The organism is Bradyrhizobium sp. USDA 4541, from assembly GCF_024171085.1.
GTDB classification, from domain to species: domain Bacteria; phylum Pseudomonadota; class Alphaproteobacteria; order Rhizobiales; family Xanthobacteraceae; genus Bradyrhizobium; species Bradyrhizobium australafricanum.
Window position 1 is genome coordinate 2124946 of sequence record NZ_JALJZF010000001.1, and the last position, 24867, is coordinate 2149812.

General features: G+C 62.6%; 19 protein-coding genes and 3 pseudogenes. 4 read left to right on the forward strand and 18 right to left on the reverse strand.

The features are described 5' to 3' along the window. Nucleotides 1–153 precede the first annotated feature (153 nt). The 11 genes and pseudogenes from J2R80_RS09910 to J2R80_RS09960 all read right to left on the reverse strand — a co-directional run bounded on the left by J2R80_RS09910 (nt 154) and on the right by J2R80_RS09960 (nt 11646). Nucleotides 154–412: pseudogene (locus J2R80_RS09910) on the reverse strand (DUF6117 family protein). Then, entirely contained in the window at nt 409–825 is a 417-nt protein-coding gene (locus tag J2R80_RS09915; RefSeq protein WP_253638494.1) for a hypothetical protein, read from the reverse strand. Before J2R80_RS09915 ends, J2R80_RS09910 begins: the two are co-directional and overlap by 4 nt. A 93-nt stretch (nt 826–918) precedes the next feature. Beyond that, complete coding sequence (locus J2R80_RS09920; RefSeq protein ID WP_253638495.1) at nt 919–3060, reverse strand: ParB/RepB/Spo0J family partition protein; 2142 nt, start codon at nt 3058–3060, stop codon at nt 919–921. A gap of 172 nt (nt 3061–3232) precedes the next feature. Next, a pseudogene (locus tag J2R80_RS09925) lies at nt 3233–3610 on the reverse strand (DUF932 domain-containing protein); the annotation flags it as partial. Nucleotides 3611–3684: 74 nt separating this feature from the next. Beyond that, a complete protein-coding gene (locus J2R80_RS09930; RefSeq protein ID WP_253638496.1) occupies nt 3685–5541 on the reverse strand; it encodes a reverse transcriptase domain-containing protein in 1857 nt (618 codons plus the stop codon). Between the two features lie 610 nt (nt 5542–6151). After that, nucleotides 6152–6967 (reverse strand): annotated as a pseudogene (locus J2R80_RS09935) (DUF932 domain-containing protein); the annotation flags it as partial. A gap of 218 nt (nt 6968–7185) precedes the next feature. Continuing rightward, entirely contained in the window at nt 7186–7689 is a 504-nt protein-coding gene (locus J2R80_RS09940) for a GIY-YIG nuclease family protein (protein WP_253638497.1), read from the reverse strand. Nucleotides 7690–7699: 10 nt separating this feature from the next. Continuing rightward, nucleotides 7700–8494: a phage exclusion protein Lit family protein gene (locus tag J2R80_RS09945; RefSeq protein ID WP_253638498.1), complete on the reverse strand. Its 795-nt coding sequence runs from the start codon at nt 8492–8494 to the stop codon at nt 7700–7702. A 191-nt stretch (nt 8495–8685) separates the two neighbouring features. After that, nucleotides 8686–10101, reverse strand: a complete 1416-nt coding sequence (locus J2R80_RS09950; RefSeq protein ID WP_253638499.1) for a hypothetical protein — start codon at nt 10099–10101, stop codon at nt 8686–8688. A 51-nt stretch (nt 10102–10152) separates the two neighbouring features. Next, nucleotides 10153–11079 (reverse strand): hypothetical protein, encoded by a 927-nt coding sequence (locus tag J2R80_RS09955; protein WP_253638500.1) that lies wholly within the window; start codon nt 11077–11079, stop codon nt 10153–10155. Between the two features lie 12 nt (nt 11080–11091). Continuing rightward, on the reverse strand, nt 11092–11646 hold the full coding sequence (locus J2R80_RS09960) for a hypothetical protein (protein WP_253638501.1): 555 nt from the start codon (nt 11644–11646) through the stop codon (nt 11092–11094). 95 nt (nt 11647–11741) lie between these two features. Between J2R80_RS09960 and J2R80_RS09965 the strand changes: the two genes are divergently transcribed. The 3 genes from J2R80_RS09965 to J2R80_RS09975 are packed head-to-tail and all read left to right on the forward strand — an operon-like array spanning nt 11742 to nt 14823. Then, nucleotides 11742–12362: a hypothetical protein gene (locus tag J2R80_RS09965; RefSeq protein WP_253638502.1), complete on the forward strand. Its 621-nt coding sequence runs from the start codon at nt 11742–11744 to the stop codon at nt 12360–12362. Nucleotides 12363–12373: 11 nt separating this feature from the next. Next, nucleotides 12374–13486, forward strand: coding sequence for a toll/interleukin-1 receptor domain-containing protein (locus J2R80_RS09970; protein WP_253638503.1), 1113 nt, complete (start codon nt 12374–12376; stop codon nt 13484–13486). Beyond that, a complete protein-coding gene (locus J2R80_RS09975; RefSeq protein WP_253638504.1) occupies nt 13486–14823 on the forward strand; it encodes a hypothetical protein in 1338 nt (445 codons plus the stop codon). Before J2R80_RS09970 ends, J2R80_RS09975 begins: the two co-directional genes overlap by 1 nt. A 35-nt stretch (nt 14824–14858) precedes the next feature. Here J2R80_RS09975 and J2R80_RS09980 read toward each other — a convergent pair whose 3' ends face one another. The 5 genes from J2R80_RS09980 to J2R80_RS10000 all read right to left on the reverse strand — a co-directional run bounded on the left by J2R80_RS09980 (nt 14859) and on the right by J2R80_RS10000 (nt 21476). Further along, complete coding sequence (locus tag J2R80_RS09980; RefSeq protein ID WP_253638505.1) at nt 14859–15578, reverse strand: Fis family transcriptional regulator; 720 nt, start codon at nt 15576–15578, stop codon at nt 14859–14861. Beyond that, complete coding sequence (locus J2R80_RS09985; RefSeq protein WP_253638506.1) at nt 15575–18682, reverse strand: N-6 DNA methylase; 3108 nt, start codon at nt 18680–18682, stop codon at nt 15575–15577. The genes J2R80_RS09980 and J2R80_RS09985 overlap by 4 nt, the downstream gene beginning before the upstream one ends. 97 nt (nt 18683–18779) lie before the next feature. Continuing rightward, complete coding sequence (locus J2R80_RS09990; protein ID WP_253638507.1) at nt 18780–19280, reverse strand: hypothetical protein; 501 nt, start codon at nt 19278–19280, stop codon at nt 18780–18782. A gap of 189 nt (nt 19281–19469) precedes the next feature. Beyond that, nucleotides 19470–20711: a site-specific integrase gene (locus tag J2R80_RS09995; protein WP_253638508.1), complete on the reverse strand. Its 1242-nt coding sequence runs from the start codon at nt 20709–20711 to the stop codon at nt 19470–19472. A 153-nt stretch (nt 20712–20864) separates the two neighbouring features. Further along, entirely contained in the window at nt 20865–21476 is a 612-nt protein-coding gene (locus J2R80_RS10000; RefSeq protein WP_253638509.1) for a RadC family protein, read from the reverse strand. A 124-nt stretch (nt 21477–21600) separates the two neighbouring features. Between J2R80_RS10000 and J2R80_RS10005 the strand changes: the two genes are divergently transcribed. Further along, nucleotides 21601–22320, forward strand: a complete 720-nt coding sequence (locus tag J2R80_RS10005) for a DNA-3-methyladenine glycosylase I (protein ID WP_057019520.1) — start codon at nt 21601–21603, stop codon at nt 22318–22320. A gap of 25 nt (nt 22321–22345) precedes the next feature. On the opposite strand, the gene map is transcribed toward J2R80_RS10005, so the two are convergent. Further along, nucleotides 22346–23170, reverse strand: coding sequence for a type I methionyl aminopeptidase (gene map / locus J2R80_RS10010; protein WP_016844429.1), 825 nt, complete (start codon nt 23168–23170; stop codon nt 22346–22348). Between the two features lie 167 nt (nt 23171–23337). Then, nucleotides 23338–24654, reverse strand: a complete 1317-nt coding sequence (locus J2R80_RS10015) for a mechanosensitive ion channel family protein (RefSeq protein WP_057019519.1) — start codon at nt 24652–24654, stop codon at nt 23338–23340. Nucleotides 24655–24867: the final 213 nt, after the last annotated feature.

A 24867-nucleotide genomic window follows, 5' to 3' on the forward strand; every position in this document is an offset into this window, starting at 1 on the left:
CGACGGACAAGCCCGGCCGGCGCTCTCTCTCGAACCGCCCGGACTCATCCGGTCCCGGCGGACCTCTCACTCTCAGAGGCTGGCATGAAAAAAGCGCCCGGCCGCAAGGCGGGGCGCTTTGGATGCGGAACGGAAGACTGAAGGCGGCCGCGACTATGATTGCATCTCGGGACGCACGAAGCCGCCGGGGCCGCCAGGGTCCGGGGGCAGATAGGCGTCATAAGGATTACCGTCCGCGAGATGGCCGAAGGGGGGTGAAGACGAAATTTCGGCCATCGCGCCCGATGGCGCAGATGACATAGCGCTGTGTGCCGGTCTCGGCGTCGAGACATTCCATGAGCGCGAGGTTTCCGTCCGCTGCTGCGCGCAGCAGCGTCTGGAAGTTGTTCCGAGCGTGGTCGGGAATGCTCATGTCCGTGCTCGCTCATCGGAGAGGATTTCGGCGAGCCAGCCGTCGGTATAGGTCCAGCCGACCGTCTCGCCAGTGGCGAGATCGAGGACGTGTGCGCCGCCACCAAAGCCGTCGAGACGAGGACGCGAGCATGTGTTGGCGTATTGGAATCCCCAGCGTCCCGTCAGCCCGAACGCTTCGGCGCAACGTTTCACGAACTGGATCAACCGCTCGGGATCGCCGGTGATTTCATCGCGCATCCAGAGCTTCGTGCCGCCGTGCTCCGGCTGGATCGAAAGCTGGAACCCCTCGGAGGGTGGTTCCTCGGACGCGCCTTCCGCGGACAGCGCGTTGTAGAGGTCGAGGGCGCGGGCGGCGTTTTCAGGGGTGCCGACATCGAGAAGGCAAGAGAAATGGGTGAAGTAGTCGGCCATGACAGGCTCCTGAAACGAAAATGCCCGGCACGAGGCCGGGCGGAGGATTGGATAGGAATGATGCGAGGCGGCGAACCGCCCCGCATCAACGCGTTATTCGGCGGCGACCAGTGCGACGTGCTCTTCGTCCTCGGGCTCGGACAGCTCGTCATCCTCGCTATCGTCGGCCAGGAACGCCGGGAGGTCGGCGTCGCCGCCGTCCTGCGAAACAGGCTGCGCATCGTCGCCGGCCACGCCGTCGGACATGCGCAGTGGCTCCGGCAGCCAGCCGGTATCGGCCAGTAGGCGCTCGGCCTCCTTGGCCATGTCGCCCTTCTTCAGGTGGCCGATGAGCTGCGCGGCCCGTTCGCCGGCGCCGTCGCGGACTGCTTCGAGAATGCGGCCCTTCGTCACCCGCCCGAGATAGTTGCCGACGGTCGGCTTCCAGCCTGCGGCAACCATATCGAGCCCGGTGGCAACCGCGAGCCGATCGGCCTGCGCCAAACGCACGTCGAGGCCGTGGCGGCTGATGCCGGAGGCTGCGTGCGGATTGGGGTGCTCGAAGAGGGCGTTGATCCCGAAGCTCACGCAATGCGCCAGCAAGTCGAGACGGGTGCCGTCATCGAGCTGTTCCAGCCAATCCCAGAGGGCCTGGTCGTCGGCGGGAACATGGTCGCCCCAGCGCTCATGGCGTTCATTCTCCGACTGAGCCGAGGCGCTGGCCTTCATCTCCTCGGACTGGCCGGAGAGATAGAGGTGTCGCACACTCGCCTCGAGGCAGCCGGTCGGAGCCGTGTGCCTGAACGTGTCGCTGGCCAGCTTGTGCAGCAACATGGTCAAAGCGACCTGCGGGTTGGTGGCCACGGCGTCGCGCAGCGCGAGCGTGCGGTGTGCGGTCAGCTCGATGATCAGGCGCTCGGGCAACGGCTTCAGCCCATCGTCCTCCTCGGTCCGCACGGGCTCGCCGCCGATGGTGATGACGTCGCGCTGGACGGCGGGCGAGCGAACTTCGCCGGTTTCGGGATCGACCTCCTCCTCCGGGGCGTCGTCGCCCGCAGCTTCCACCGGGCGTTCGTCCTCGGGACGGACATAGCCGCGATCAACGCAGAGCGAGCCGTCGGAGTCGATACTGACGAACACGCCGGCGATGGCGATCTCGTCCGGGTCGTAGCGGACCGGCCGCTCGTCGAGGGCATCCAGGGCCGCCTCGATCTCGCCCAGGCGCTGGTCGATCTCGTCGGGTAGCTCGTCAGCGTCCTCATACTCGGCGGTCAGGCGGTCGAGTTCTTCCTGCAGCGCGTCGCGCGTCGCCTGCTCCTCCGCGGTGATGTAGAGAGGAACGCCCTTGATCGCGCGCAGGCCGTGCGTGACGCCATAGGGAATGCTGACGGCTGCTTCGACCCATTTCCAACCATGGGTGGCGATCTCATCGGCGATCATCGTGAGCTTCTCGGACACGAGTCGGTCGAGAAGTCCGACGTCCTGAAGCCAGCCGCCGTCGTCGGACTCGAAGAGGTCGCGCATCACGATGCCGCCGGCGGCCTCGTAGGCATCGACACCGACGAACACGGCGCGCTTATCCGAGGCGCGAACCGTCGTCTCGGTCAACATGCGGCGGATGTGATAGGGCTCCTTCTGCCAGCTATTGCGGATGGTCTCCCAGACCTGCTCCTGGCGGGCATGGTCCTGCGACACGGTGAAGGCCATGAGCTGCTTCAGCTCCATGCCGTCCTCGGCATAAATGTTGAGCAGCGCGGGAGAGACCGACGCGAGGCGCAGTCGCTGCTTGACGACATTGACGTCGACGAAGAACGCCGCGGCGATGTCCTCCTCGGTCATGCCCTTCTCGCGCATGGACTGGAATGCACGATACTGGTCCAGCGGATGGGCGGGCACACGCTCGTCGTTCTCGGCGAGCGAGATTTCCTCCATCAGGATGCCGCTGTCGGTCGCGCCGACGACGCAGGGAACCGGCGCGGTCTTGTTGAGGCGCTTCTGCTTCACCAGCATCTCCAGCGCCCGATAGCGGCGGCCGCCGGCGGGCACCTCGAACATGCCGGTCTCCTGGCCTTCACCGTCGAGGACGGGACGCACATGGATGCTCTGGATGAGGCCGCGCCGCGCGATCGATGCGGCGAGATCCTCGATCGAGACGCCGGCCTTCACCCGCCGGATGTTGGACTGGCTCAGCACCAGCTTGTTGAAGGGGATGTCGCGCGCGGACGACAGGGTGATCTTCTGAACGGCAGTTGCCATCGGGGTTACTCCGCGACGGGCGCCGAGAGCCTCTCTCTCGAGCCTAGACCCGTCACGAAGCGAAGCGCCGCCCTCTCACTCTAAGAGGGCAGCGCAACGGATGCGGAGGAGCGAAAGGCAAGAAGACGCCAAGCCGGAGATACGGAGTTCCGCATCTCCGGCTTCGCGGAGATCAGGCGGCGCGATCGAGCAGCTTCTTGGCCTTGCCCTCCAGTTCCAGCCGCGCGTCCTGGTGGGTTTTGTCGCGAGCCATCGCCGTGATGCCCGCGACAAAATCGAAGATCGACGCGGGCGGGCGGCCTTCTTCCGCCAGCACGGTCTCGATGATCTTGCCGGTCTCCGCCTTCGAGAATCCGCGCTTGCGCAGGAATTCCGTGCGGTCCTCGTCCGTCTTCGCGACGACGCGCTCCCGCGCGGCCTTGATGCCGTTGATGAACGGCATGGGCGAGGAGTTCGCGAAGTTCAGCAGCGCCGGCGCCGCCTCGTGGGCGAAGCGCGAGGCCGCATATTTCGAGTGGCGGATCGTGATTTCCTCGAAATCCTCGACGCCGTCGGGTAGGGGCGAGGGTTCCCGATGGGATGATCCTCTACCCCTCCCACGGAACCGGACGTGATAGTTTCCCATCATCCGGCTCCTACGTTTGCACAACGATCCAGTCTTTCCTGTAATCGTCCGGCATGGTGCGCGACATGGCAGTCGCGGCAGAGCACCACACGCTTGCGCGTCCGGGCCGCCTTGACGCGGGTCCAGAGCGTGGTCCCCGTCATGTCACTCATCTTGCGAACGTGATGCACCTCCAACGGCACGTCCACCGATCCGCACGCCCGACATACCCGTGCGCGAAGCCGGTCGACAATGTCGGTCCGGCCAGCAAAGTGGATATGCGTCTGTGCTTCACGATCAACGTGTGAGGATGCCGGTGTTGGCTCAACATCCTTCAGGCGGAACATCGGCATGAAGCGCCGCTTGTGGCGGCCGTCATACCACAGGCCGAGGCAATCCCCATTTCGGAGCCTCCCTGCCGTCACCTTGACCGAGGACTTATGCTTACGGGACAGGGTCTTCATAAAGCTCCACCACCAGAGATGGTGAAGCCGTCCGACCTGCTGTTTCCAGAGCGTGCCGAGCTTGTAATACTCGGCCAGTCCCCGCAACATCGCATTGTACCCGGTCAGGATAGCAACGTCAGAGTTGTTGATCACTTCGCATCGAGCCTCGCCACGGTTGGTATGGAGATTTCCGAGGCGATTTCTCTCTGCGAAGCGGGCGAGCTTTTCCATCGGCACATGAAGCTGCATGCGATCATCCGGCACTCGCATGGTGACGGCACGACCGCCCTTCACCATCCGCTTTGTCCGACCATCGCCGTAGGTCTTCAATGCGTAACCGAGGAATATTGCTCCCTCGTCAGCCTTCCTTATCCCGCTTTTCTCCGCAGACACTTCCAGTTTCAGGGTTTCGGCCAGATACGTTCTGACCTCGGCCATGACACGGCGAGCGTCCTCTTTGCTGCCGATAATGCCGATCACGAAGTCGTCGGCATACCGGCAGTAGCGAAGTCGGCGGTAGTTTGGATCGAACTGATCGACGGACGGTTTTTCGAGCCGTCGCCGCTCCCATTCCCTGATTTCCTCGATCAGCCGGGGAATTTCTTCCTCGTTGCCATTGGCACGCCGTCGATTGATCATTCTGCGCCGGATCTGGATCTGCTTTGAGGTTTCAAGGTAGGCGGCACTGCGTCGCCTTCCTTGCCCCCTGTCGAACCGTGCTTTCATCTCCGCCACGAACAGATCGAGTTCGTGGAGGTAGACGTTGGCGAGGATCGGCGAGATCACGCCACCTTGTGGGGCTCCGCTGAAAGTCCTGTGGAACTTCCAGTCTTCGAGATAGCCGGCCTTGAGCATCCGCCCGATCAACTGCAACAATCGATCATCATCGATACGTTTGCGCAGCAGACCAAGCAGTATGTCGTGATCGATGTTGTCGTAGTATCCGACGATATCGACCTCAACCAGCCATTTCATGCCATGCCATGTGCGCCTGATTTCGGTCAGGGCCGTGTGACATGACCGCCCCCGGCGGAAGCCGTGCGATTGTTCCGAGAAGACCGGCTCGTAGACATGTTCGAGCAGAATCTTCACGGCCGCCTGCACCAGCTTGTCGTCGGCAGTGGGAATGCCCAACGGGCGTTTCTTCCCGTTGGCCTTGGGGATGTATTGCCTGCGCGCCGGAGAGAAACGATACGATCCGTCCAGAACGGACGCCATTACCTCCTGCATCCTTTCAAGCGAGAAGCCATCGAGGGTGTTTTGGGGGTCGACGCCCGGTGTCAGTGCTCCTTTGTTGGGAGCGATCTGCTCATAAGCCCTTTCCCATATGGTTGGAGCCGAAAGCAGCCTGAACAGGCCGTTGATACGTTTTCCCTGACGAGACAGGTCGATGATTGAGTCCAGTCTCTTCTCTACGGTGTGCGGTTGCATCAGCAAACCTCCGTCATGAAGTTGAAAGACCCAGCAAACGCGCCGCCCTTCACCCGCGCAGTAGGGATTCCCCGTCCGGTTGCCCGGTCGGTTTCACCCGTGCTCGTCCATCCTTGGATGGCTGTCCCGGGCATTACCCCGGGCGTTTGGCTACTATGGCGGCTCCGTCGCCCTACGGGACATCGGAGAGATGCCCGCTTAGGCGATCCCGTGTTTACGCGATCAGTGAGAGACGACGTGGTTAGGTGGCCCGTTCGATCATTGGCCCCTCGACGAGGGGTGAGCCGTGTGACCAAGTTTAGGCGGGTCTTATGGGGTACCCCACCCTTCGCACGGCATGACGCGTCAACCATTGCTGCGTCATGACCCGAAAAAAGTCCCTGATCTGGGCTTCACGCAATCCAGCATTCACCATGCACGTCTTGCCCTGACGTCCCGATGGCCTACAATGGTTTCGACCCGGATGACGCCTTTTCCCGGCATGCTATTGTCCCCTGCCGGTTTCCCGGTCGCAGCCATTTCTGGCCAAGGTAAGTCGGGTGGGCATCAGGCAGTTCTTGGTTTCCTGAGAAGTCTCCTTCACTCAATTGATCGCGCCGACACGGCGCACCCACAGATTCCTGTTTTGGCAGACGGCACGGAGATAGAAGCTGGCCATGCCGAGTGTCTTGGCGCCGACCTCCGAATTCCAGCAGTAAAAGCCACGGAAATAGAGGTCGGGCGAACCGTCGGAGAGCCGACCAGCCTCGATGAGGTGGAGATCGTCGACGAGGAAGAGGAACACGTCGCGGTCGGACGCATAAAGCGTGGTCGTGTCCTTGGTGATGTCGACGCGCGGATTGTAGACGCCGGTCGACCAGTCGAGCACGCCGGGCACCTTCCAGCGGGTGTCACCCGTGCCGTTGCCGGCAATCTTCCGCACCGCCTCGACCAGCTCGTGGTCGTAGATGCGGCCATAGTCGGGGCCGGTCACGGCGCGCAGATCGACGCGGCCGTTGTCGGTTTCCAGCGTCTTGATCTGCTCGGCTCGGTGAGAAGTCAGGCCGTATTGCAGGTTGATGCCCGCCAGCGCGGCGGGAAGCTGGCGCAGATAGGCGGCCGGCGCACCGACCTGGCTGGCGAGCTGGCCGAAGCTCCAGTGCGTCGGTGCGACCGGCGTGTCCGATCCGGGTAGGATCAGGGACAGACGTTCGGGATCGGAGCGGCTCGCCTCGACATGGATCAGCGCGGTCTCGACCACGCGGGTCCGGCTGCGCTCGGCCCGGGCGCGCACGGAGCGCGCCAGATCGTCGAGCGACAGATAGCGCTCGTCGGCGGGGCGGGAGAACCATTCGGACGAGACACGCCCGATGCGCTCGCCGCGGCTGACATCGACCTTGTAGCCGCCGCTCATGTCGCGGCGGGCGTCGAGAACCTGCATGTTCATGGGATCAAACTCCATGACGGGCGCCGAAAGCCTCTCTCTCGACACTCAACCCGTCACGGAAATCCCGTCCACACTCTCACTCTTGGGGGCGTTGCGGGGATCTCCCCGCAGAAGGGGTCGGCCGAGACATCGGCTCGGCCGCAGGGGAAGGCTTTCCCCAAAAGTATAAAACCGGAAATCAGGGTGTCCGGATCTGTATCTTTCCGCCTTTCAGGCCCTCATTCGTCCGGAGGCTCTTCACGCGGATCAAGTTCTGAAAAGTCGGACAGCGTGTCGCACCCGATGCAATGGTACATCTGCGACGCTTCCTGAAAATGCATGCCACACAGGCATCCGCAAAACGGGCAGCACTCGTCGATTTCCAGATCGGCCCATTCCCACACGCCTAGATACTCGGGAATGGCATCGCGATCATATCCGACGATTTGGAAGGCGTCGGCATTTTTGGCGACAAACCCGTCGCGGCCAGCGCGCTGGAGAATAGGAAGGATGTCGGCCGGCTCGATCGCGAACCACTCACCGCGCACATGGGTCGATCCGAAATGCTGATGAAGGTGACGCTCTAGCCGAAAGGGGTCTGCCGCTTCGATCCATCCGAGCAGCCGCAGTTCCAGAGGGTTGCCTGTTTGGAGATTGCGTTTGCGCCCCTCAATGTTCTTCGCCACCCCAATCTTGATCGGGGAGCATCCGTTTTCATCCTCGCCAATGAAATAGACCGGCACATCACGCTCCCTAGGCCGTCAGCGGGCGGAGTCGGTCGAGAAGCGCTTCGACCATCTCCTTGTCCGAGTGGGCGACGATGTCGAGCGGACGGCCTTCCTGCCGCATGAGCCCGATCAGGAGACAGGCGGTGAAGTGCCAGAAGGATGAATCGGCCGGCAGCGTGTAGCCGCTGATCATCGCGGTCAGCCGTTCGGCGATCGGCGGATATTGGCCGTTGCCCCAATGTGCGTGGCTCGGCGTCATCGCGTGGATGATCGCCGCGGCGAGCGCTATGCCCATCGCACGCTTCTGCTGGACCTCTGCGAAGTCGTGCCCGTGCTTCTTTGCGTAGGTGGCAAGGCCGCTCGTCATGAAGTCGCGGGCATAGGTGTCACAGGCGATCTCCTCTTCCGGCAAGGAGGAGGGCGCGTTCTTGTCGGCGCAGAACATGACGTGCTGGAATTCGTGCAGGAGGGCGAAGGCCAAGGCGAAAGCGACGAGATCGAACGCTGTCATGTGCTGGGCGTCGCCCAGGCTTTCGCGGTCGGCTGTTGGTTCGGGAATGTCCGCCGGCCAGGAGATTTTGGAGGTCGCCTCGGCCGCGATGAGGGACTGAGCGGTGGCGATGCGCTGCTTATAGTCGAATTCATATTGGCCGCGCTCGGTATCGAGGCTGAGGGCCTGGTCGAGCGATATCCCGCAGGACGTCGCGACGACCAACGCAGGCGCGTACACCTCGATGGCTCGCCACAGGCAGAAGCCGAAGAGCCAGAAGAAGTCGATCGTCTTGGTGCCGAACTGGATGCGCGCCGCATCGGCATTCATGGTGACGCCCTTGGAGCTCGGTGCGACGTCGATGGCATGGCCGTATTGGCTCCAAAGACCGCTGATGTCGTCGGCACGCTCGGGCACGGCGCCGCGCAGGAGATGGAGGACGATCGTCCGGTCGGATGGTTCAGTCGTCATGTCGGTGTTTCTTCTGTGTTCGGCGGGCAGCGGGCTGGATGGCGCATTGGTCATGACGGTTCGCTTTCGTCCCGGACCTCGCTCGTCGTCTCGGGTTCGCCGGCCATGCGCAGATGGGTGACCGATGAGATGACGGAGTTCGCCCAGATTGTGCTGCACTCGATGTCGCCGTCGCGCTCGAACCAGTGGGTGGCGCCTGGGATGAGATCGAAAGGAATGGGGTGCGTCGCGAGCGGGTTGTGAAACACCTCCAGTTCCTGGCACCAGGCTTCGCCCCACGGCCAAAGCGCCTGATATTCGGCGCTGTCGACGGCAAGGTTGAAGTCGATCGGCTCCAATGCGCCCGGCGTTCGGTCGAAGAGGATGCCTTGCCGGATCATCGTCAGCCCGGGCGGTCGCAACCCCGCGAGGAAGCCCATGCGGTTGAACTTGGTGAGCGTCGCCGCATTGCTGAAGATGACGGCCGACAGGTGGGCGAAATCCGGATCGCGAAAGAGGCCTGCCGGGATGTTGTGCCTGCCTGTCAGATTGGTGATAGGCGTTCCGATCGCGCGACGCTCAGCGCCATTTCCCGCGACATCGGCGCGAAGGCCGTAAAGATAGGCGGGTAACGCCTCGCGGCTCCATACCATGGAGCCGGATAGGTGGAAGTCGGCGATCGCCAGGGCGAACGGCTGCCCCTTTACATGCTCCAGTTCGTGATAGTTGCGCTGTAGCTTGCTGTGCAGCGTCTTGGCGAAACGCTCGGCCGGACTGCCTGTCAGTCGCTCGATCCGATCCTTCGGGGCATGGACCCACTGTCCGATGCCGCCGGCGCGCGGGGTTTCGGAGTTGGCGGTCACCGCCTCGATCCAGCAGGCGGCGCCATCCTCCTCGATCCGGAAATCCGGCGAGACATGGTCTTGCCGGACCACCAGGCCCTGCTCGCGAAAGCAGGCGAGAAGGTAGAGTTCGAACAGCCGGGAGGCGAAATTGTTGGTCTGGAAATCCGGGACGAAATTGGCGTCGGGATTGGGAAGGGCGAGATAGCATTCGCCGATGGCCATCAACGCCGGCAGATGGCTGGCCGAACTCGTCAGCAGCTCGAACTCCGGAAAGGTCCCGCGTGGTCCGACCTTCAGCAGGAGCGGGCGTCGTCGTGCGCCCGGCGGCAAGGGTTCGGGGGGCTCGTGGCCGCGCATGGTGATGCCGAGGTGGTCAAGCGCGGCTTCCGGCGTCGACCAGGGGCCGCTTTCGTCGACCTTGACCCAGCGGTGATCGACGCGCCGGCGTAGCGCAAGGCTGGTGAAGGCACCTCGCTCCGGATCGAGAAGGATGGCGCCGCTCGCGCCGCCGCGTCCGACCTGATAGCTCCCAAAGATATATGCCGGATCGTAATTCGGGCCGCGGTCGAGCGACAGCGCATAGAGCTCGAACTGCCGCTGGCTGATCGGCGTGATCAGCCGGGGCTCATCGCCTTCGGCCATGGCCGACCTCTTGGTCCCGCCGGTGTCGGGTGTGCGCACATGGTCGTATAGTCATGACGCCTCCGCCGCCTGCGCTTGCGCCAGAATGTTCGTGGTCTCCCATTGGTCGCCCTGTGGGGCCGTGACGAATTCGCGGTCCCAGATGCCCCAGTTCGTCGGCAGTGGGACCTGTGCCAAGGGATTGTGGACATAGGTGATCGGCCGGTGTCGGCGGGAGAGATTGCCGAGTGATATCCGCGACCAGATCACGCCTGAGATGTCGGCGAAGCGTTCGTCAAGAAATGCGGTGCGCGGGATCGGATTGCGCTCGCGCTGGATGAAGGCGGCCGGGTGGAAGCCTTCTTCGACGACATCGCCGGTTTCCCGGTCGATGGCGATGAAGGCGTCGCCGATCGGAAACAGCGTCGTCACGATGAGCGGCAAAGGCTGCTCGGCGACATAGACGCCGAAACGGCTGGCGCTGATCGCGATGATGCGCGTGTCATCCGGCGCGATCACGCCCTGTTCGAGGTAGCGCCCGATCTTCTGCGCCTTGGTCCAGAACGCGCTGGAGGTGCGAAGCTGGGCCTGCCGCATCGGTACGGCGAAGAGACCGCCGCCTTCGTTGATCGGCACGGGCCGGACGATCTGGTCGGGGCCGGGAGCGCCTTCGTCCGGCGTGATGGCCTCGATCCAGATGCGGCGGCCATCGTCGAGCACGCAGAGATCCGGCTGCCCGCCTTCGCGCTGGCGCTCGACCACAGGAAGTAGGGTGCGGCCAGCGTCGAGCAGTGTGCAGCCGAGATACATTTCCCAGAAGCGGCCATCGACATCGCGTGCGAAGCCCTGCCGGAAGTCGGGATCGGCATAGGGCTCGTAACGCCCCCACATCTCCTGCAGCAAGGCGTGAAGCTGCTGCTCGATCGGATGCTCGGCGACTTTTAGGTTTTGAAACCCGCGATCGAGATTGGGTCCGTCAACGTCGAAAAGATCACTCATTGTCTGCTCAAGTCATGCGCGCCGCAGCATCCGGGGAACCTGCACCCGGTGATAGCCGTGGGAATGGACCTGCTCGCGGAGCTGCTTGATGTCGTTGACGCCGAAGGCCACCGCTGCCCTCAACGGGCTGGCGAAGGTGGCGTAGTAGGTCCAGCGTGGACCGGCAGGCAGCGTCGGGTTCTGCCGGCGATCGGTGATGACGACGTCGCGCGGATCGCTGGTGTTGCGGAAGGCATGGAAGGTGAACCAGTCAGGCCTGCGATAGCGCGCCGCCTTGCTGAAGGGGACGGACTGGACCTTCACGTCGGTCTGGTCGAGCACCCAGTCGCATTGCTCGAGGATCTGCCTCACCATGTGGCCCACCATCTGCTTCACGCGGTCGGCCAGGACCTCTTCGCGAAACTCCGCAAGGAGCTGCTCCTCGATGCCCTCCACCGCGGGCTTGCCCAGTTCGGACGCGGTTTCCAGGCGGGCGACATTCTTATCCTGCGTGAGAAAGGCCCAGATGCGCTGACCCAGCTCGGACGCATAGAGCGACGCAAACTTCTCGGGACTGTAGGTAAACATGAGGGGGCCTCCTTTACCGGGCAAATATGGACGGTTATAAGCGGCTGTCAATGGCAGTGCGCGGGACGCTTGCCGACGGGAGCGGGGAGGCTGGATTGGATTTCGAAGATCTCGTGACGGCGCTGGCGCCGCCGCCGAACCGCGTCGGCAAGTCGGACGGCGCCCACGAACATCATCTCTATGAAGGCGCTGTCATGGTCGCCTACGCAATGCACTTGCTCCGTACGCAGGGAGCACGGGACGTCCGCGTCCATCCCGATGGTGAGCATGGAAAGCAGTTCGACTTTGCGGGCTGGCTGGGACGGCGGGCGTTCACCAAGGTCTCCAGCCTCGGCAGCACCGCCTATGGCGGTGTCTATCGAAATCCGGTGGGCCACACGATCACCATCAACCCGAAGTCGGGGCTAGGCGATGTCGTCGCGGACGTCGGCGACCATGTCATCTCGGCCGAGTGCAAGGGCGGCATCATCAACACGCGGCATCCGGGGCAAGTGTCGCGGCTTTACCGCGGCCTCTGCGAGACGGTTGGAATGCTGATGGCGACACCGCCGCAGGGGCGTCAGGTGGCCGTGGTTCCGATGACGGAGGGCACTTTGCGCCTTGCCGAGCGGCTGGCGCCGCGCTGCGCCTTGGCCGGCATTGAGATTGCGCTCGTCGGCAGTCGCGGTGAGATCATCGACGTGAAGGCGGCAAACGCCGCCGAGCGAAAGGCGTGAAGGAACGGCATATGAGAAGGCTGCTGACGGTCGGGGTGACCTATACCGGCGACGCGATCGACGGAGTGGAGATCGAGAATCTCGGGCTGTGCCGTACCGAGGTGGATCGCGCGCGGGCCGCCTATCCGCTCTACGAATATGACACGATCATCATCAATCCGGAGAGCTACACGCATTTCCTGTTCGGCCAAGCCGGCGAGTTTTCCAATGAGCATTACGAGCTCGGCAAGTTGAAGGGACAGAACGATCGCTTCGACCTCGATTCCGCTTTCGACGGAGAGGACCGGCGAAAGGAGATGGAGGCGGCGATCGCCGGTGGCGCGACTGTCATCTGGTGCCTGTCGGAGCCGAAACGCGTGAACTTTTTCGGCTACCGAGAGACGCATCTGGGTTACGTCGCGCCCAAGGTGGCGAGCTTCGTGAAGCGCTCGGATCTGCTCGTGAAGAAGGGGCGCAGGATGGGGGGCGTCGATCCGGACAGCCCATTTACGCGCTACTTCGAGGTGCTGTCGCGAACTGGCGGCTGGACCCTGTGCCTCTCCGATCCCGGCGAGGGCTTTGCGTCGATCGCGGCCACGCCCGAAGGTTACAGCCTCGGCGGCAAGGTGGCGCTCGGGACCACGACCGGGTGGCTGCTGACCCCGCCGACGTCGCAGGAGGCGCAAAACCAACTCGTCCGCGATAGCCTCGCGCTCGAGAAGGTCGACCCGGTGCACGAGAAATACCATGGCATCTTCTTGAGCCACACCGGCGTCGATAAGCCTTTCGTGCGCCGACTCCGCAAAGATCTGCTCGCCCACGGCGTGCCGCGCGTGTGGTTGGATGAAGCGGAGATCGACATCGGGGACTCGCTGATCGCCAAGATCGAAGAGGGCATGAAGCTCAGCCGCTATATCGCTGTCGTCCTGTCGAAAAAGTCGATCGGCGCCCCTTGGGTGAAGAAGGAGCTCGACGTGGCGATGAACCGCGAGATCGCCAGCGGCGAGGTCGTTGTGCTGCCATTGCTTTATGAGGAATGTGAGCTGCCGGAGTTTCTGAAGGGCAAGCTCTACGCCGATTTCTCGAAGCCGGAGGACTACGAAACGGTCCTCGGCAAGCTACTGCGTCGGCTTCGGATCGCCTGATGAACGAGGCTGCGGCAGGACCGAGCAGTGCAATGATCTCCGCGATGTCGGATCTATGGCGGCTGCGTCCGCCGGGGCCGGACAACATCCTCGCGCATCCGGCCTTCGAGCGCTTGCGAGAAGTGTGCCGGGATGGCTACCCGAACGCCGGCAATAAGGGGCCAGGGTTTGCGCTCTCGACGGCGCTGAGGGCCTTGGGCCTTCCGTGCGACCTGCGGAATGATGTCGCTCATCTCGCCTTATCGGTGGAAGAGGCGGCGAAAGGCCTCGATACGGCCCTGCGCGCAACCCATGCCAAGCGGGTCCATCTCGCGCCATTGGACCTGGCCGCTGATCTGCCGCCGCTTGCGTTCGGTTCGACGAAGCTTTGCAGGCTGACGGCGGAAGAGCTGCGCGGGCTGGTCGACGAACGCCGCTTGAAGCGGTTCTTTCAGCGCCAAGACTTCGACGCCGGGCGGTTTGCGCAGTTTCACTGGCTGGTGGTTGAGGAAACCGTGCCGCTTGAGCAGGAGCCTGAAGCACGGGCCGTCCCGGTGTTGTACATGGACCTGAGCCAGGACCTGGGACGGATCGAACCGCACAAGGGACGGTTTCCCGGTGCCGTAGAGAAGGCGCTGTTTTTCCTCCTCTTGGCTCCCTGGGAGAGCTGGGCGACCATGAAGCAGGTCGATTGGCGCGGCTTCCGCGTCCCGTGGATCTATACGGTCGACAGCGACATCTTCGTCCGGCCCAATTCGCCGCCGTCGCCCGATACCCTGAACTGGGAGGAGCGGATCTATGACGACGGCTATGGCGGGACCTATGAAGAGGAGCGGCCGGTCGAACTGCGGCTAGAGGACGCCGTCGAGGCGGAACTACCCGTGTGGGATCAGAGCCGATGGACGATCGTCGAGCAGGCAAAGCGGTCGGTCTTATTTGAAACGCCGATTGTCCATTTCCTCGTCCGGGCTTTCCTGGCCGAGGGTGTGGACGAGTTCCTCGCGCATATCACGACGATTGAGGCGGCGCTGGGCTTGCGCGCCGATTACGACAAGAGCTTCCGCTTCGCGCCGGATCGTCACAAGGGGATGTCGGCGACGAGAAGGATGCGAGGGCGTCTTGCGGGGCTCCTCGGCGATCGCCTGTACGCTGACCAGTATGAGCGGCTGTTCAACGTGCGAAGCGCGTTTCTGCATGGCCGCGCCATGACCGATATATCGACGGAGGAACAGGTGATGGCCCGGTCGCTGGCCCGGCAGGTCGTGGAGGAGCTGATCCTTGCCACAAGCGCAGCCCCTGTTCCGTCCCGGGAGGACTTCCTTGATAGCCAGCTAGATAAGGGTGCTCCCTTGATCTAGGCCGAATCTTGCAGTGCGGGCGGAAGCCATTGCAACTATGCCGTGGCCGTTGATTTCGTCGATTTTAGCGTGCTTGTCGCATATCCGAATGCGAAGAAGAAATGCGATACGCGGATCGTGCCATGGCTTGGCGCGAGCACGGGATCGCGCTCATGTTCGGTGTCAAAGTCGGCTGCTACGAAGAGCGGTGAGGGCCGCATATAGGGGGCACCTGCAGCAGTGGGGCGCAAACGAAGTAGTGTCGCCAGCCCAGTATCGCTGAGCGCATCGCGTATCGGCGGTACTATCTCGTCCTCCGGGTCGAGCAGCACACCCACCATTGCCGCAACGGCCTGACGTCGGCTGTAGATTCCGTTGACAAAGCGACCGAGGCCTTCTTCGCGCAAGTAGTGGTCGCGGTGGCGCTTCTGTCGTCCAAGCCGCTTGAACTCGAAGACCAATTTCATGGTCTGAACATCGCTGTTCCAGCCATAGACGATGTCGGTCCGGCGCTCTTCAGTCAGCTTGCCGGTCACCGGATCAATCTCACCGATGACGTCCTCGGCCGCCCACATGCCGAGCAGCCCCCGCTCGCGGGCGACATGATTCTCGACATAGACCTTCAGGCGCTTGGTTAGCGCATCCTCTTTGGTCTTAGGGTTGAAATCTGGCCTCGGTCGCGCCGCTAGTTCCGACCAGCCTTGTCGCAGCGCTTCGACCGCTTCGGTCGCTGGCTGCAGTGGGAACGCCGTTATCCAGTCGACGCCACTTGTCACGCAGGCACCGCCGTTTTGTTCGAGCCCGCACGGGTTTGGACGGTCCGCACAATATGCTCGGCGTCGCGGAGAGCCTGGCGGACGGTCCAACTGCGTTGGGTAAGCGGCCGCACGAGATAAAGACTGCCATCGATCCAGAGATGAGTGTCCGGAACAAGGGTGAGGTAATCGCCTGACGGTATGGTACGGAGCCCCAATTTCCTGAGGGCTGCCAGCGTCTCGATCACAAGCTCGTCGTCAATGCCTGTCGCCACACCAGGATCGGCTTGGGCCTCGGCCGCGAAGCTGATTTTCACGATTCCAGACGGGCCGGCGCGAGCAGGGTCATTCGCGACCACATTGACATCGAAGCGACCACGACCTCCCGTTCGATCGCGCCAGGCAGTCAAACCGTCGGCGAGGGCCTGCGCATAGATGCCGAAGTCTTTCGCACTCGCGGTCCGCTGGGCAGGAGTGTCCAAGCTCTTAAAACTGCGCGGGCGGATCGATGGCATCAGCACCTCGACTGTTTCCGACACAAGTGTCTGCTCCTCTTCGGTCAGACCGAAATAAGAAAAGACTGCTTGGTCGAGATCCGCTCGGATGCCCTCATAATGGGGAAGTTGCATCAACTCGTCTTCGTTCGAGAGCTCAGCAACAGCCGACGTGATCGACGCCAATGCCGAGGCGGCCGCCTCAGGGTTCGGTGCGTCCTCGGGCGGGAAAAAGGGGAAGGTGTCGACGTCGGAGAGGTGAATGCCGTTACGTTCGCAAAGCATCTTCCAACCGCGCATCATCAGGAAATAGCGGGCGAGCGTTGAGCGCAGATAGACCGCGGTGAACTGGAGGAGCGGCGCATCCTCCTTTCGGCCCGCGATTACCCCAATGCTGTGGGTAAAGCTTGCAGGCTGGTCATAATAGACCGCACGAACATTCTGCTGCTCGCGCGAGAAACCGTCAGGGAAAATGACGCGTGGTCCATCGAAGACTGCAAGCACCGCGTCGTTGAGACCCACGACGCTGTTCTTGTTTGCGGGCCACTGCCGGAGCAGGTCAGGATGCAAAACGGGCACACCCGCGCTGAGCGCGGCGATCGGCACGTGCGGCATGTTCCGGAGCGGGCCGGGATCTACTGGTACGCGACTCTTATCTTCAAGATGTATGCCTTTGCGATACACCCATCGCCGAAACTCCCGCGGCCCTCTCCAAAAGCTGGCGAAAGTACCACGTAGGCTGAGCCGCGTCCAAATCGCCAGATCATTCGCGTCGCCCCACATCATGGTGACGAGCAACTGGGGATCCTCGGCAACGGAACGCGTTTGGAGTGAATGACGGTCCGCCGATTGCATCGTGAGGCGACCCAATGCGAGGCTGAGGTCCGCCTTCGGCACAAGATAGTCGAAGGTTTCGTCGAACGGTATGGTCTGCGGGATGGCTGGGCTGCGACGCTCGCCCAAGAATACGTGACAGGTATTCTCAGCAGTTGGAAAAAGCAGACCCTGCAAGTCGCCAAAATTGATGATTCGATTCGGTCGATAGGTGTGCAGGAGATAGGAGACGAACGCTTCACTCGATGCGCCGAGCAATTGCCCGATTGGCAGGATGAGGCAGGCTCTTCCGCCATCCGCAAGGAAGTCGAGCGCGCGTAGAGCATAGGCGCCGGCAATCTGTCGCCGAGCAAAGGGTACACCGGCGCGATCCGCCCAGACGTCAGCCGAGGTATGCGCTTCTCCCTCTGGTTCGGCCCATGGCGGGTTCGAGATGATCAGCGAGAAGCGGCGACCGAAGAAGGTGTGGGTGTCTTCGAAGAAGTCGGCTTGATCGCGACCATGCGCGAGATTGCGATCCTTCAGCGGCGGCAGCTTGGTGCCGTCGCGCTCCTGTGCTTCTAGGATGTCGGCCGGATCGAGACCCTCGAGCAGTGAGAGGTACAGGCTGAAGGCCGTGACGCGGCACGCCATGAAATTGATATCGCCGCCGAAGATACTGCGTTTCAAGAGATCGCCGCGCTCAGCGAATCCTAGTTGCCGACCCTCCCGTGCCTCCGCCAACGCAATCAGGCGGCGATAGGCAGTGGTAAGCAGAATTCCCGATCCGCAAGCGCCATCGAAGATCGTTTCGGACAGCGGATCGGCTGAAGCCAACAGCGCCTGATCAACCGCGAGCATGGCGAGATTGCGGGGCGTGTAATAGGCGCCGTCTTCAGCTTGCTGTTCCGGCGTGAGGAATTTCTCGTAGAGACCTGACAACAGTTCCACGGGAATGTAGCTGAAATCATAATTCCAGAAGTCCCCCTGACCGGTCTCCATGTCCGTCCGGCGTAGGAACTGATCGAGAATCTGGAAGCCTTCTGTCGAGAGCGCTGTCCAAGGATCGTGTCGATCATCCCCCAGAAAGTCGCCGTTGAAATCCGTCCGCAGACGATCAATCAACTTGGCGAGCCCGTCGCGCTCGCGCCGCGCTACGAGGCCAGGAAGCTGTGCAACCTCTCTCCGCGCTCTGTAGGTTTCGCCGACAATTTCGCGGTGCTCAAGATAGGATATGAAGAGAACCTGCCCCATGAGGAGCTCAGCAAGTCGTCGGCGCGCGCGCTCACCTTCAATTCCATTCAGGCCTTCCTCGGTGAGCTTGGAGACGGCCGTGGACAGATTCGAAAGGAGCTTTCGATCGACCCGCGCCTTGACGTCGAACCATTTCGGCATACGACGTGACAAGTTCGCAGTCGACACGTCCAAGGCGGAGAATGGGCCGTCAGGACGCGCCTCTTCAAATCGAAGGCGCTCGGCCGCCTGCTTAAGTTTGCGGGCCGGCAGGGCGGTGGCTTCCTCGCCCTTTAGATCAATCACGATAGTCGCGAGATTTTGGTTCCAAATGCGCTGCCGCGTCTTGTCGAGGTCGACATCCGAGAGCGTGGTGCCGTCCTTCGAGACGAACACGACCGTGGGAACTCCTTCCACGTCGAAGACAGCCTGTGCACGCACGGCGCCGTCGGGTTTCAAGAGTGTCTTGATTTCGAGCGCATAGGGATGCGTCTCCGGCACAGCCTCGCCGCGCAGGTGAAGAACATCAGGCTCGGCCGCGTAGCCAAGCTTCTGAAGCCAATCCTGGACCGTTGCGGCGGTCAAACTCGTTCTCCTCGGGGCCAAATACACGAGAACATATCATGAACAAACTGAGTCGATAACTGCCCGTAGCGTGGCGAGGGTGCATTGCAGGCCGCGTTCACGACACCCGCCGAGCTGCGGGTCGAGCATTGCTCTTTCCTCGCGATTTGCCGTGAACGTTGCATAGGGAGAAAAGATCGAATTGGAGCTCCTCGTTTGCACCCGGCAGCGCGAAGCCGTCCCGCAGCACAAATAGATGAGGATCGAGCGCAATTAATAGCGCATCGATCGTAGGGATAGCTCCGCCGCTGTCGATAAACGACCAAGTGCCAGTAGGCCCCAAGGCCAGGTGCTTTCCCCACAACGCGATGAAGGATTGCTGACGGAGCTGCTTGCGGAGATCGGCGAACGCGGACTTGTGTGCCTGGAGTTCTAGGCCGAACTGTTCGCGCAGTAAGACAGCAATCCGCAGAACAAGGATGGTTTGCCAACTGAATCGTGCTGGCGAACCTTTCTGTTTGGGACGTTGGTCCGCAGGAATCAGTGCGCGCCGGCTGGTCCACTCCCGGAGCTTGTCGGTTGAGAGCCCCGTCAGTTGCGAGGCGATCGGGGTCGGCACGAAACGCAGTGGGCACCTCCTCAGATCGGGTGTAATGCCCGATCTCTTCGCGAGAACGGGTAACATACCCGATCTGAATCGTAAAGATTTGGCGCTGTGAGAAGGGCGCGAATTGGTGCAACAACGTGTTGCACCAATTCGTCAATCGGCCGGCGGTTGGCGAAGGTTCAAGTTTGGATGGCAAAGGACTCATGCCGCCAACTTCACGCGTTTCTTGGCTAGTACGGCACGGACGAACTTGTCCCATTTCGCCATGCCGGCGCGCTTCTCAACCATGTAGTGCCAGCGGTCGTAGTGCTTGGAGCTGACGTCTTGCAGTGCATGGTTCTGGAGACGATCGCGGATTTCCTTCGGCACGCCCGCTTTGCCGGCCAGCGTTTTGAAGGTGCGACGAAGATCGCGGTTCGTCGCATAAGGAATCACTCCACGGTCCCGCTGGCGCCAGACGAAGCTGTAGAGCGTACCGTGACTGACGGGCTTCCTCGGGTCTTTGGCCGAGGGGAAGAACCAACCGTACTCGTTCGGCTTGATCGACTCGATCAATTCCGCGGCGAGCGAGGGCACGGGGACGGCGTGAGGCTGTTCGTTCTTGGTCTTGGACCAGTCGATGATGCGCTCCTTGGCGTCCCACTGATCGACATGGAGTCGCGCGATCTCTTCGACACGCTGGCCGGTCAGCATGATGAGCTGCACGGCGCGCGAATAGGAGGGATGAACCGGCGTGTCGGGGCGCTCCAGCCAGCGATAGAGCTGCACGAACTCGTCTTCGTCGAGCCAGCGAGTGCCTTTGACCTTGGGCTCGGTCGGGATGCCCGTCGCCGGATTGAAGGGAAGTCGGAAGCGACGAGAGGATTGCTGCCGATAGTCGTTGTCGGACTTCATGCCCCAGCTAAAGGCGGCATGGAGGTAGGAGCGCACATGGTCGGCCATCGACTTTGCGCCGCGCTCGTAGATCGGACGGATCAGCTCGATGATTTCCTCGGCCTCGATCTCGCGGGCGAGGCGGTTGCGCCCGAGCGTGTCGGCGATCTTGTTGAGGCCCTTTTCCGTCTCCTTCCACGATGGCTTGCCCGCTTCCTTGAGCGCAGCGACATAGCCCTCGAACAGATCGGCGACGGTGCCGGGGCGGGTGTCGGTGGCGATCTTGATGCTGCGCCCCTTCTGGATGACGTCCGCAAAGTCGCGCTTGTAGATCTCGCGGGCCTGGCCAAGCGTCATTGACGGGTAGGCGCCGAGCTTCTTCTTGGTTCGCTTGCCGTCACGCCACTGCTGCGCCATCCAGTCAGCAGTGACACGCTTCGGCATGGGCTTGAGAACGAGGACGAGACGGCCGGTGCCGCGCCCTTCGCCATCGGCGAGGTTCTCCTGCTTACGACTGATCTCGACGCGCTTCAGCGCATGTCGGATCGCGGTGTCGGTCAGGGCGGGCATAGCGTTTCTCCTTTCCGGAACTGGGATCGGTCGAGGAGAAACAGGGATCGCTAGCTGGGAGCGGAAGGCCGTTTTCTACCCCTTATACAGCCCCCAATTTGCCAAAACCGCCCCCACTACGCAATCCCCCAAAAATGGTATTTCATCAGTGTTTCAATGTGCTTGTGCGTGATCAAGCGTGATCGAAGAGGGGCTAGTGGGGTGGTTGTGCACCAGGATCAGCGCGGTGGCGGACAATTCCAGCGCGCGCTTGATCACCTCACGCGGATAGACCGGGGTGTGATCGACGGTGCCGGTCTGCTGCACCTCGTCGGCGATCAGCTGGTTGCGCTTGTCGAGGAACAGGAGGCGGAACTGCTCCTTGTCGGCGAACGCCATGCCGGTGCGGCAATAGTCGATGACGTCGTTCCAGGACGACAGCGCGACGTTGCGCCTGATCTCACCCTTGGCGATCCGGCCGGCGGCCGCGGCGAGCAGCTTGAGCTGGTTGATCGAGGCATCCTTGACGCCCTCGACCTCGCGCAGCCGCGCCACCGGCGCGTGCACGACCTCGGCGAACGAGCCGAACTTCTTCAACAGCGCCTTGGCCAACGGCTTGGTGTCGCGGCGCGGGATCGCGGCGAACAGCGCCATTTCCAGCAGCTCATAGTCGGTCAGCGCGTCGGGACCGGCCGCATAGAAGCGCTCGCGCAGCCGTTCGCGATGGCCGTGATAATGTGGCGTCTCGTCGGGCTGATCGGGGCTGTCACTGGCTTTGGTGGGCATCGGCTACAACCATGCCGTGCTCGCGGCGATTTGCAAGAGCCGATGCAACTGCCGGGTTTGCCACGATGCTTCGGGCGAATTACCGTCGGCGGCAACGGTTCGAGAGCAAGAGGGGGAGGGCGGCGTGACATCATTCAAGGTGATCCGCTCGCGCGCCGAGAAGCGCAAGGGCGGGCCGAAGGCGCTGGAGAAACTGCTGCGGCCGCCGGCGGGCGCCAAGGCGCTGGCAAAGCTCAGCGACGACCGCGTGCTGGCCGAGATGACCAGGCGCGTGTTCTGCGCGGGCTTTGCCTGGAGCGTGATCGACGCCAAATGGCCGGGCTTCGAGGAGGCGTTCCTCGGCTTTCAGCCCGCCAAGCTCGCCTTCAAGCCCGACGAATTCTGGGAGAAGCTCGTCAGCGACGCCAGGATCGTGCGCAACGGCGCCAAGATCATGTCGGTGCGCGACAACGGCCGCTTCGTGCAGGAGATCGCGCGCGAGCATGGCAGCTTCGGCAAATTCCTTAGCGCCTGGCCGTCATCGGATGAGGTTGGACTGCTGGAGCTATTGGCCAAGCGCGGCAGCCGGCTCGGCGGCAACACCGGACAGATGCTGCTGCGCTTCCTCGGTTGGGACGGCTTCGTCACCTCGCGCGACGTCGTCGCCTGCCTGCGCGATGCCGGCCTCGATATCGCCGAGGAGGTCAAGTCGAAGCGCGATCTCGCCAAGGTGCAGGCGCAGTTCAACGCCTGGGCGGAGGAGACCGGACTGTCCTATCTGCATCTGTCGCGGATCTGCGCGATGTCGATCGGAGAGAACCATACGCCCGAGGAGATCATCGAGCGCACGCGGAGCGATTATTGACGAGGACGGTTACAGCTGAACCCGATTAGACCTGAACCCACGGCTTCTCGCCATGGCGTTCGGACAGCGTGAATATCTCGACGCCGTCGGCGGTGACGCCGACCGAATGCTCGAACTGCGCCGACAGCGAACGGTCGCGGGTCACCGCGGTCCAGCCGTCGGACAGGATCTTCACATGCGGCTTGCCGAGATTGATCATCGGCTCGATGGTGAAGAACATGCCGGGCTTCAAGGGCGCGCCTTCGCCGGGGCGGCCGATATGGATGATGTTCGGCTCATCGTGGAACAGGCGGCCGAGGCCGTGGCCGCAGAAGTCGCGCACCACGCTCATGCCCTGCGGCTCGACATAGCTCTGGATGGCATGGCCGATATCGCCGGTGGTGGCGCCGGGCTTCACCGCGGCGATGCCGCGCATCATCGCCTCATAGGTCACCTCGATCAGCCGCTCGGCCTTCCGCGCGATGGCGCCGATCGCATACATGCGGCTGGAGTCGCCGTACCAGCCGTCGACGATGAAGGTGACGTCGACATTGACGATGTCGCCTTCCTTCAGCGGCCGGTCGCCCGGCATGCCGTGGCAGACCACGTGATTGATCGAGGTGCAGGTCGAGTAGCGATAGCCGCGATACATCAGCGTCGCCGGATAGGCGCCGTGGTCGAAGGCGAACTTGCGAACGAACTCGTCGATGACCGAAGTCGGGATGCCCGGCTTGACGATGTCGGTGAGCGCATCGAGGCATTTCGACACCAGGGCGCCCGCCTTGCGCATGCCGGCAAAGCCGCTCGGTCCGTGCAGCTTGATCTGACCGGTCTTGCGAAGCGAGGTGTCGGTGGCGTCGATATAGCTCATGGGCGGGCTGTTTCTGCGGGCAAGGGGCTGATTTCAGGCCCTAATTTAATGATCGGCGCGCCCGGCGCAAGCCAAGGTTGGGCATGGGGACATGCCCAAACGGCTTGATTTTCAGGCCATATCCGGAACAGCGGCCACCGCTGCGGCGAAAAGACCGCGCTCAAGCGCTAATTGGAGACCTCGACCACGCTCTCGACCGGCAGCGCGCCGCCGCGGATGCGGAGTTCCCGCACCGGGTAGGGCACCCTGATCCCCTCCTGCTTGAAGGCGTCCCACAGCGACAGCATGACGTCGCTCTTCACATTGTCCATGCCGTCGGGGTCGGCGATCCAGAAGGTCAGGGAGAATTTCATCCCGGCCTCGGCGAACTCGGTCAGGATGCAGTTCGGCGTCCGGCCCTTGGTGGCGCGCGGATGGGCCGCCGCGGTCGTGATCGCGAGCTTGCAGACCTGCCGCGGATTGGCGTCGTAGTTGGTGGAGAAGGCGATCTTCACCAGCGTGTTCTTGTCGGTGTAGGTCCAGTTGGTGACCTTCTGCGTCACCAGATCCTCGTTCGGGATCAGGAACTCGCGGCCGTCGCCGGCGGCGACCGAGATGTAGCGGGTCTTCATCGCGCTGATCCGGCCCGAATTGTCGCCGATCGTGACGAGATCGCCGGGCTTCACCGATTTGTCGACCAACAGGATCAGGCCGCTGATGAAATTGGCGACGATCTTCTGCAGGCCGAGACCGATGCCGACGCCGGCCGCGCCGGTGAACACCGCGAGCGCCGAGAGGTTGATGCCGACCGCGCCGAGCGCGATCACGATCGCCGTCACCATCAATCCGATGCGGATGATCTTGACCAGCAGCACCTGGATCGACGGCGTCAGATCGGTGGCTCGGTTGATCCGGCTCTCGGCGAAATTGCCGGCGAGGTTGGTCAGCCACAGCGCCACGATCAGGAGCGCGCCGGCCTTGATCAGCAGCAGCGGCGAAAGGCGGAGGCCGCCGACCACGACCGCATATGCATCCAGCGTGTCGGCCGCCCAATCGAGCTGGCCGATGATGCTGAGGGCGGCGACCACCCAGGCCGCGATCGAGACTGTTTTCACGATGAAGGCGTTGTCGATCACCGAGGTGACGAGGCGGATCACCAGCCAGGCCAGCGCCAGCTTGGCGGAGACCGCGATCAGATAGCTGCGGCTCGGCCAGGTCGCGTGCCACATCACGATGCGGGAGATGATCATCAGGACCGCGAACACGGCGGTGGAAGCGCTCTTCACCATCACGCGGGCGAAGTGCCGGAGCGGCAGCGGCCAGCGCATCGCCAGCGACGACATGTCGACCCGCGCATGAATGGCGGTGTCGGCGGCGTAGGCGAGGCCGGCGGCGGCGAGGATGATGCCGAATTGCAGATAGAACCAGGGCGAGGCGACCTCGGCGCCGACCGAGCGCGCCGCCATTTGGATCGATTCGAGGACGTCCTTCCAGTTCATGTCCATCGGCAAAATCTCAACTCGAAGCGCGGGTCAGCCAAATGTGATTCGAATGCCCCGCGAGAATCCCACAAAGGCGCACACGCGACCATCGATACAACACAGTGTCGGGGCGACCTAGGGCTGATGAGACCGGGCACATTGCCGCTTAGGTCAGAAATCGGTTGGCGTCCCAGTGTGGCGACGATAAGGATGCAATTGCAAGTATTTGAGACCTCC

Bases quoted from the DNA above. Each gene is read 5' to 3' on its own strand.
- J2R80_RS09915 (WP_253638494.1), bottom strand. From the start codon at position 825: ATGGCCGACTACTTCACCCATTTCTCTTGCCTTCTCGATGTCGGCACC.
- J2R80_RS09920 (WP_253638495.1), bottom strand. From the start codon at position 3,060: ATGGCAACTGCCGTTCAGAAGATCACCCTGTCGTCCGCGCGCGACATC.
- J2R80_RS09930 (WP_253638496.1), bottom strand. From the start codon at position 5,541: ATGCAACCGCACACCGTAGAGAAGAGACTGGACTCAATCATCGACCTG.
- J2R80_RS09945 (WP_253638498.1), bottom strand. From the start codon at position 8,494: ATGAATGCCGATGCGGCGCGCATCCAGTTCGGCACCAAGACGATCGAC.
- J2R80_RS09950 (WP_253638499.1), bottom strand. From the start codon at position 10,101: ATGGCCGAAGGCGATGAGCCCCGGCTGATCACGCCGATCAGCCAGCGG.
- J2R80_RS09955 (WP_253638500.1), bottom strand. From the start codon at position 11,079: ATGAGTGATCTTTTCGACGTTGACGGACCCAATCTCGATCGCGGGTTT.
- J2R80_RS09960 (WP_253638501.1), bottom strand. From the start codon at position 11,646: ATGTTTACCTACAGTCCCGAGAAGTTTGCGTCGCTCTATGCGTCCGAG.
- J2R80_RS09970 (WP_253638503.1), top strand. From the start codon at position 12,374: ATGAGAAGGCTGCTGACGGTCGGGGTGACCTATACCGGCGACGCGATC.
- J2R80_RS09975 (WP_253638504.1), top strand. From the start codon at position 13,486: ATGAACGAGGCTGCGGCAGGACCGAGCAGTGCAATGATCTCCGCGATG.
- J2R80_RS09995 (WP_253638508.1), bottom strand. From the start codon at position 20,711: ATGCCCGCCCTGACCGACACCGCGATCCGACATGCGCTGAAGCGCGTC.
- J2R80_RS10000 (WP_253638509.1), bottom strand. From the start codon at position 21,476: ATGCCCACCAAAGCCAGTGACAGCCCCGATCAGCCCGACGAGACGCCA.
- map (WP_016844429.1), bottom strand. From the start codon at position 23,170: ATGAGCTATATCGACGCCACCGACACCTCGCTTCGCAAGACCGGTCAG.
- J2R80_RS10015 (WP_057019519.1), bottom strand. From the start codon at position 24,654: ATGGACATGAACTGGAAGGACGTCCTCGAATCGATCCAAATGGCGGCG.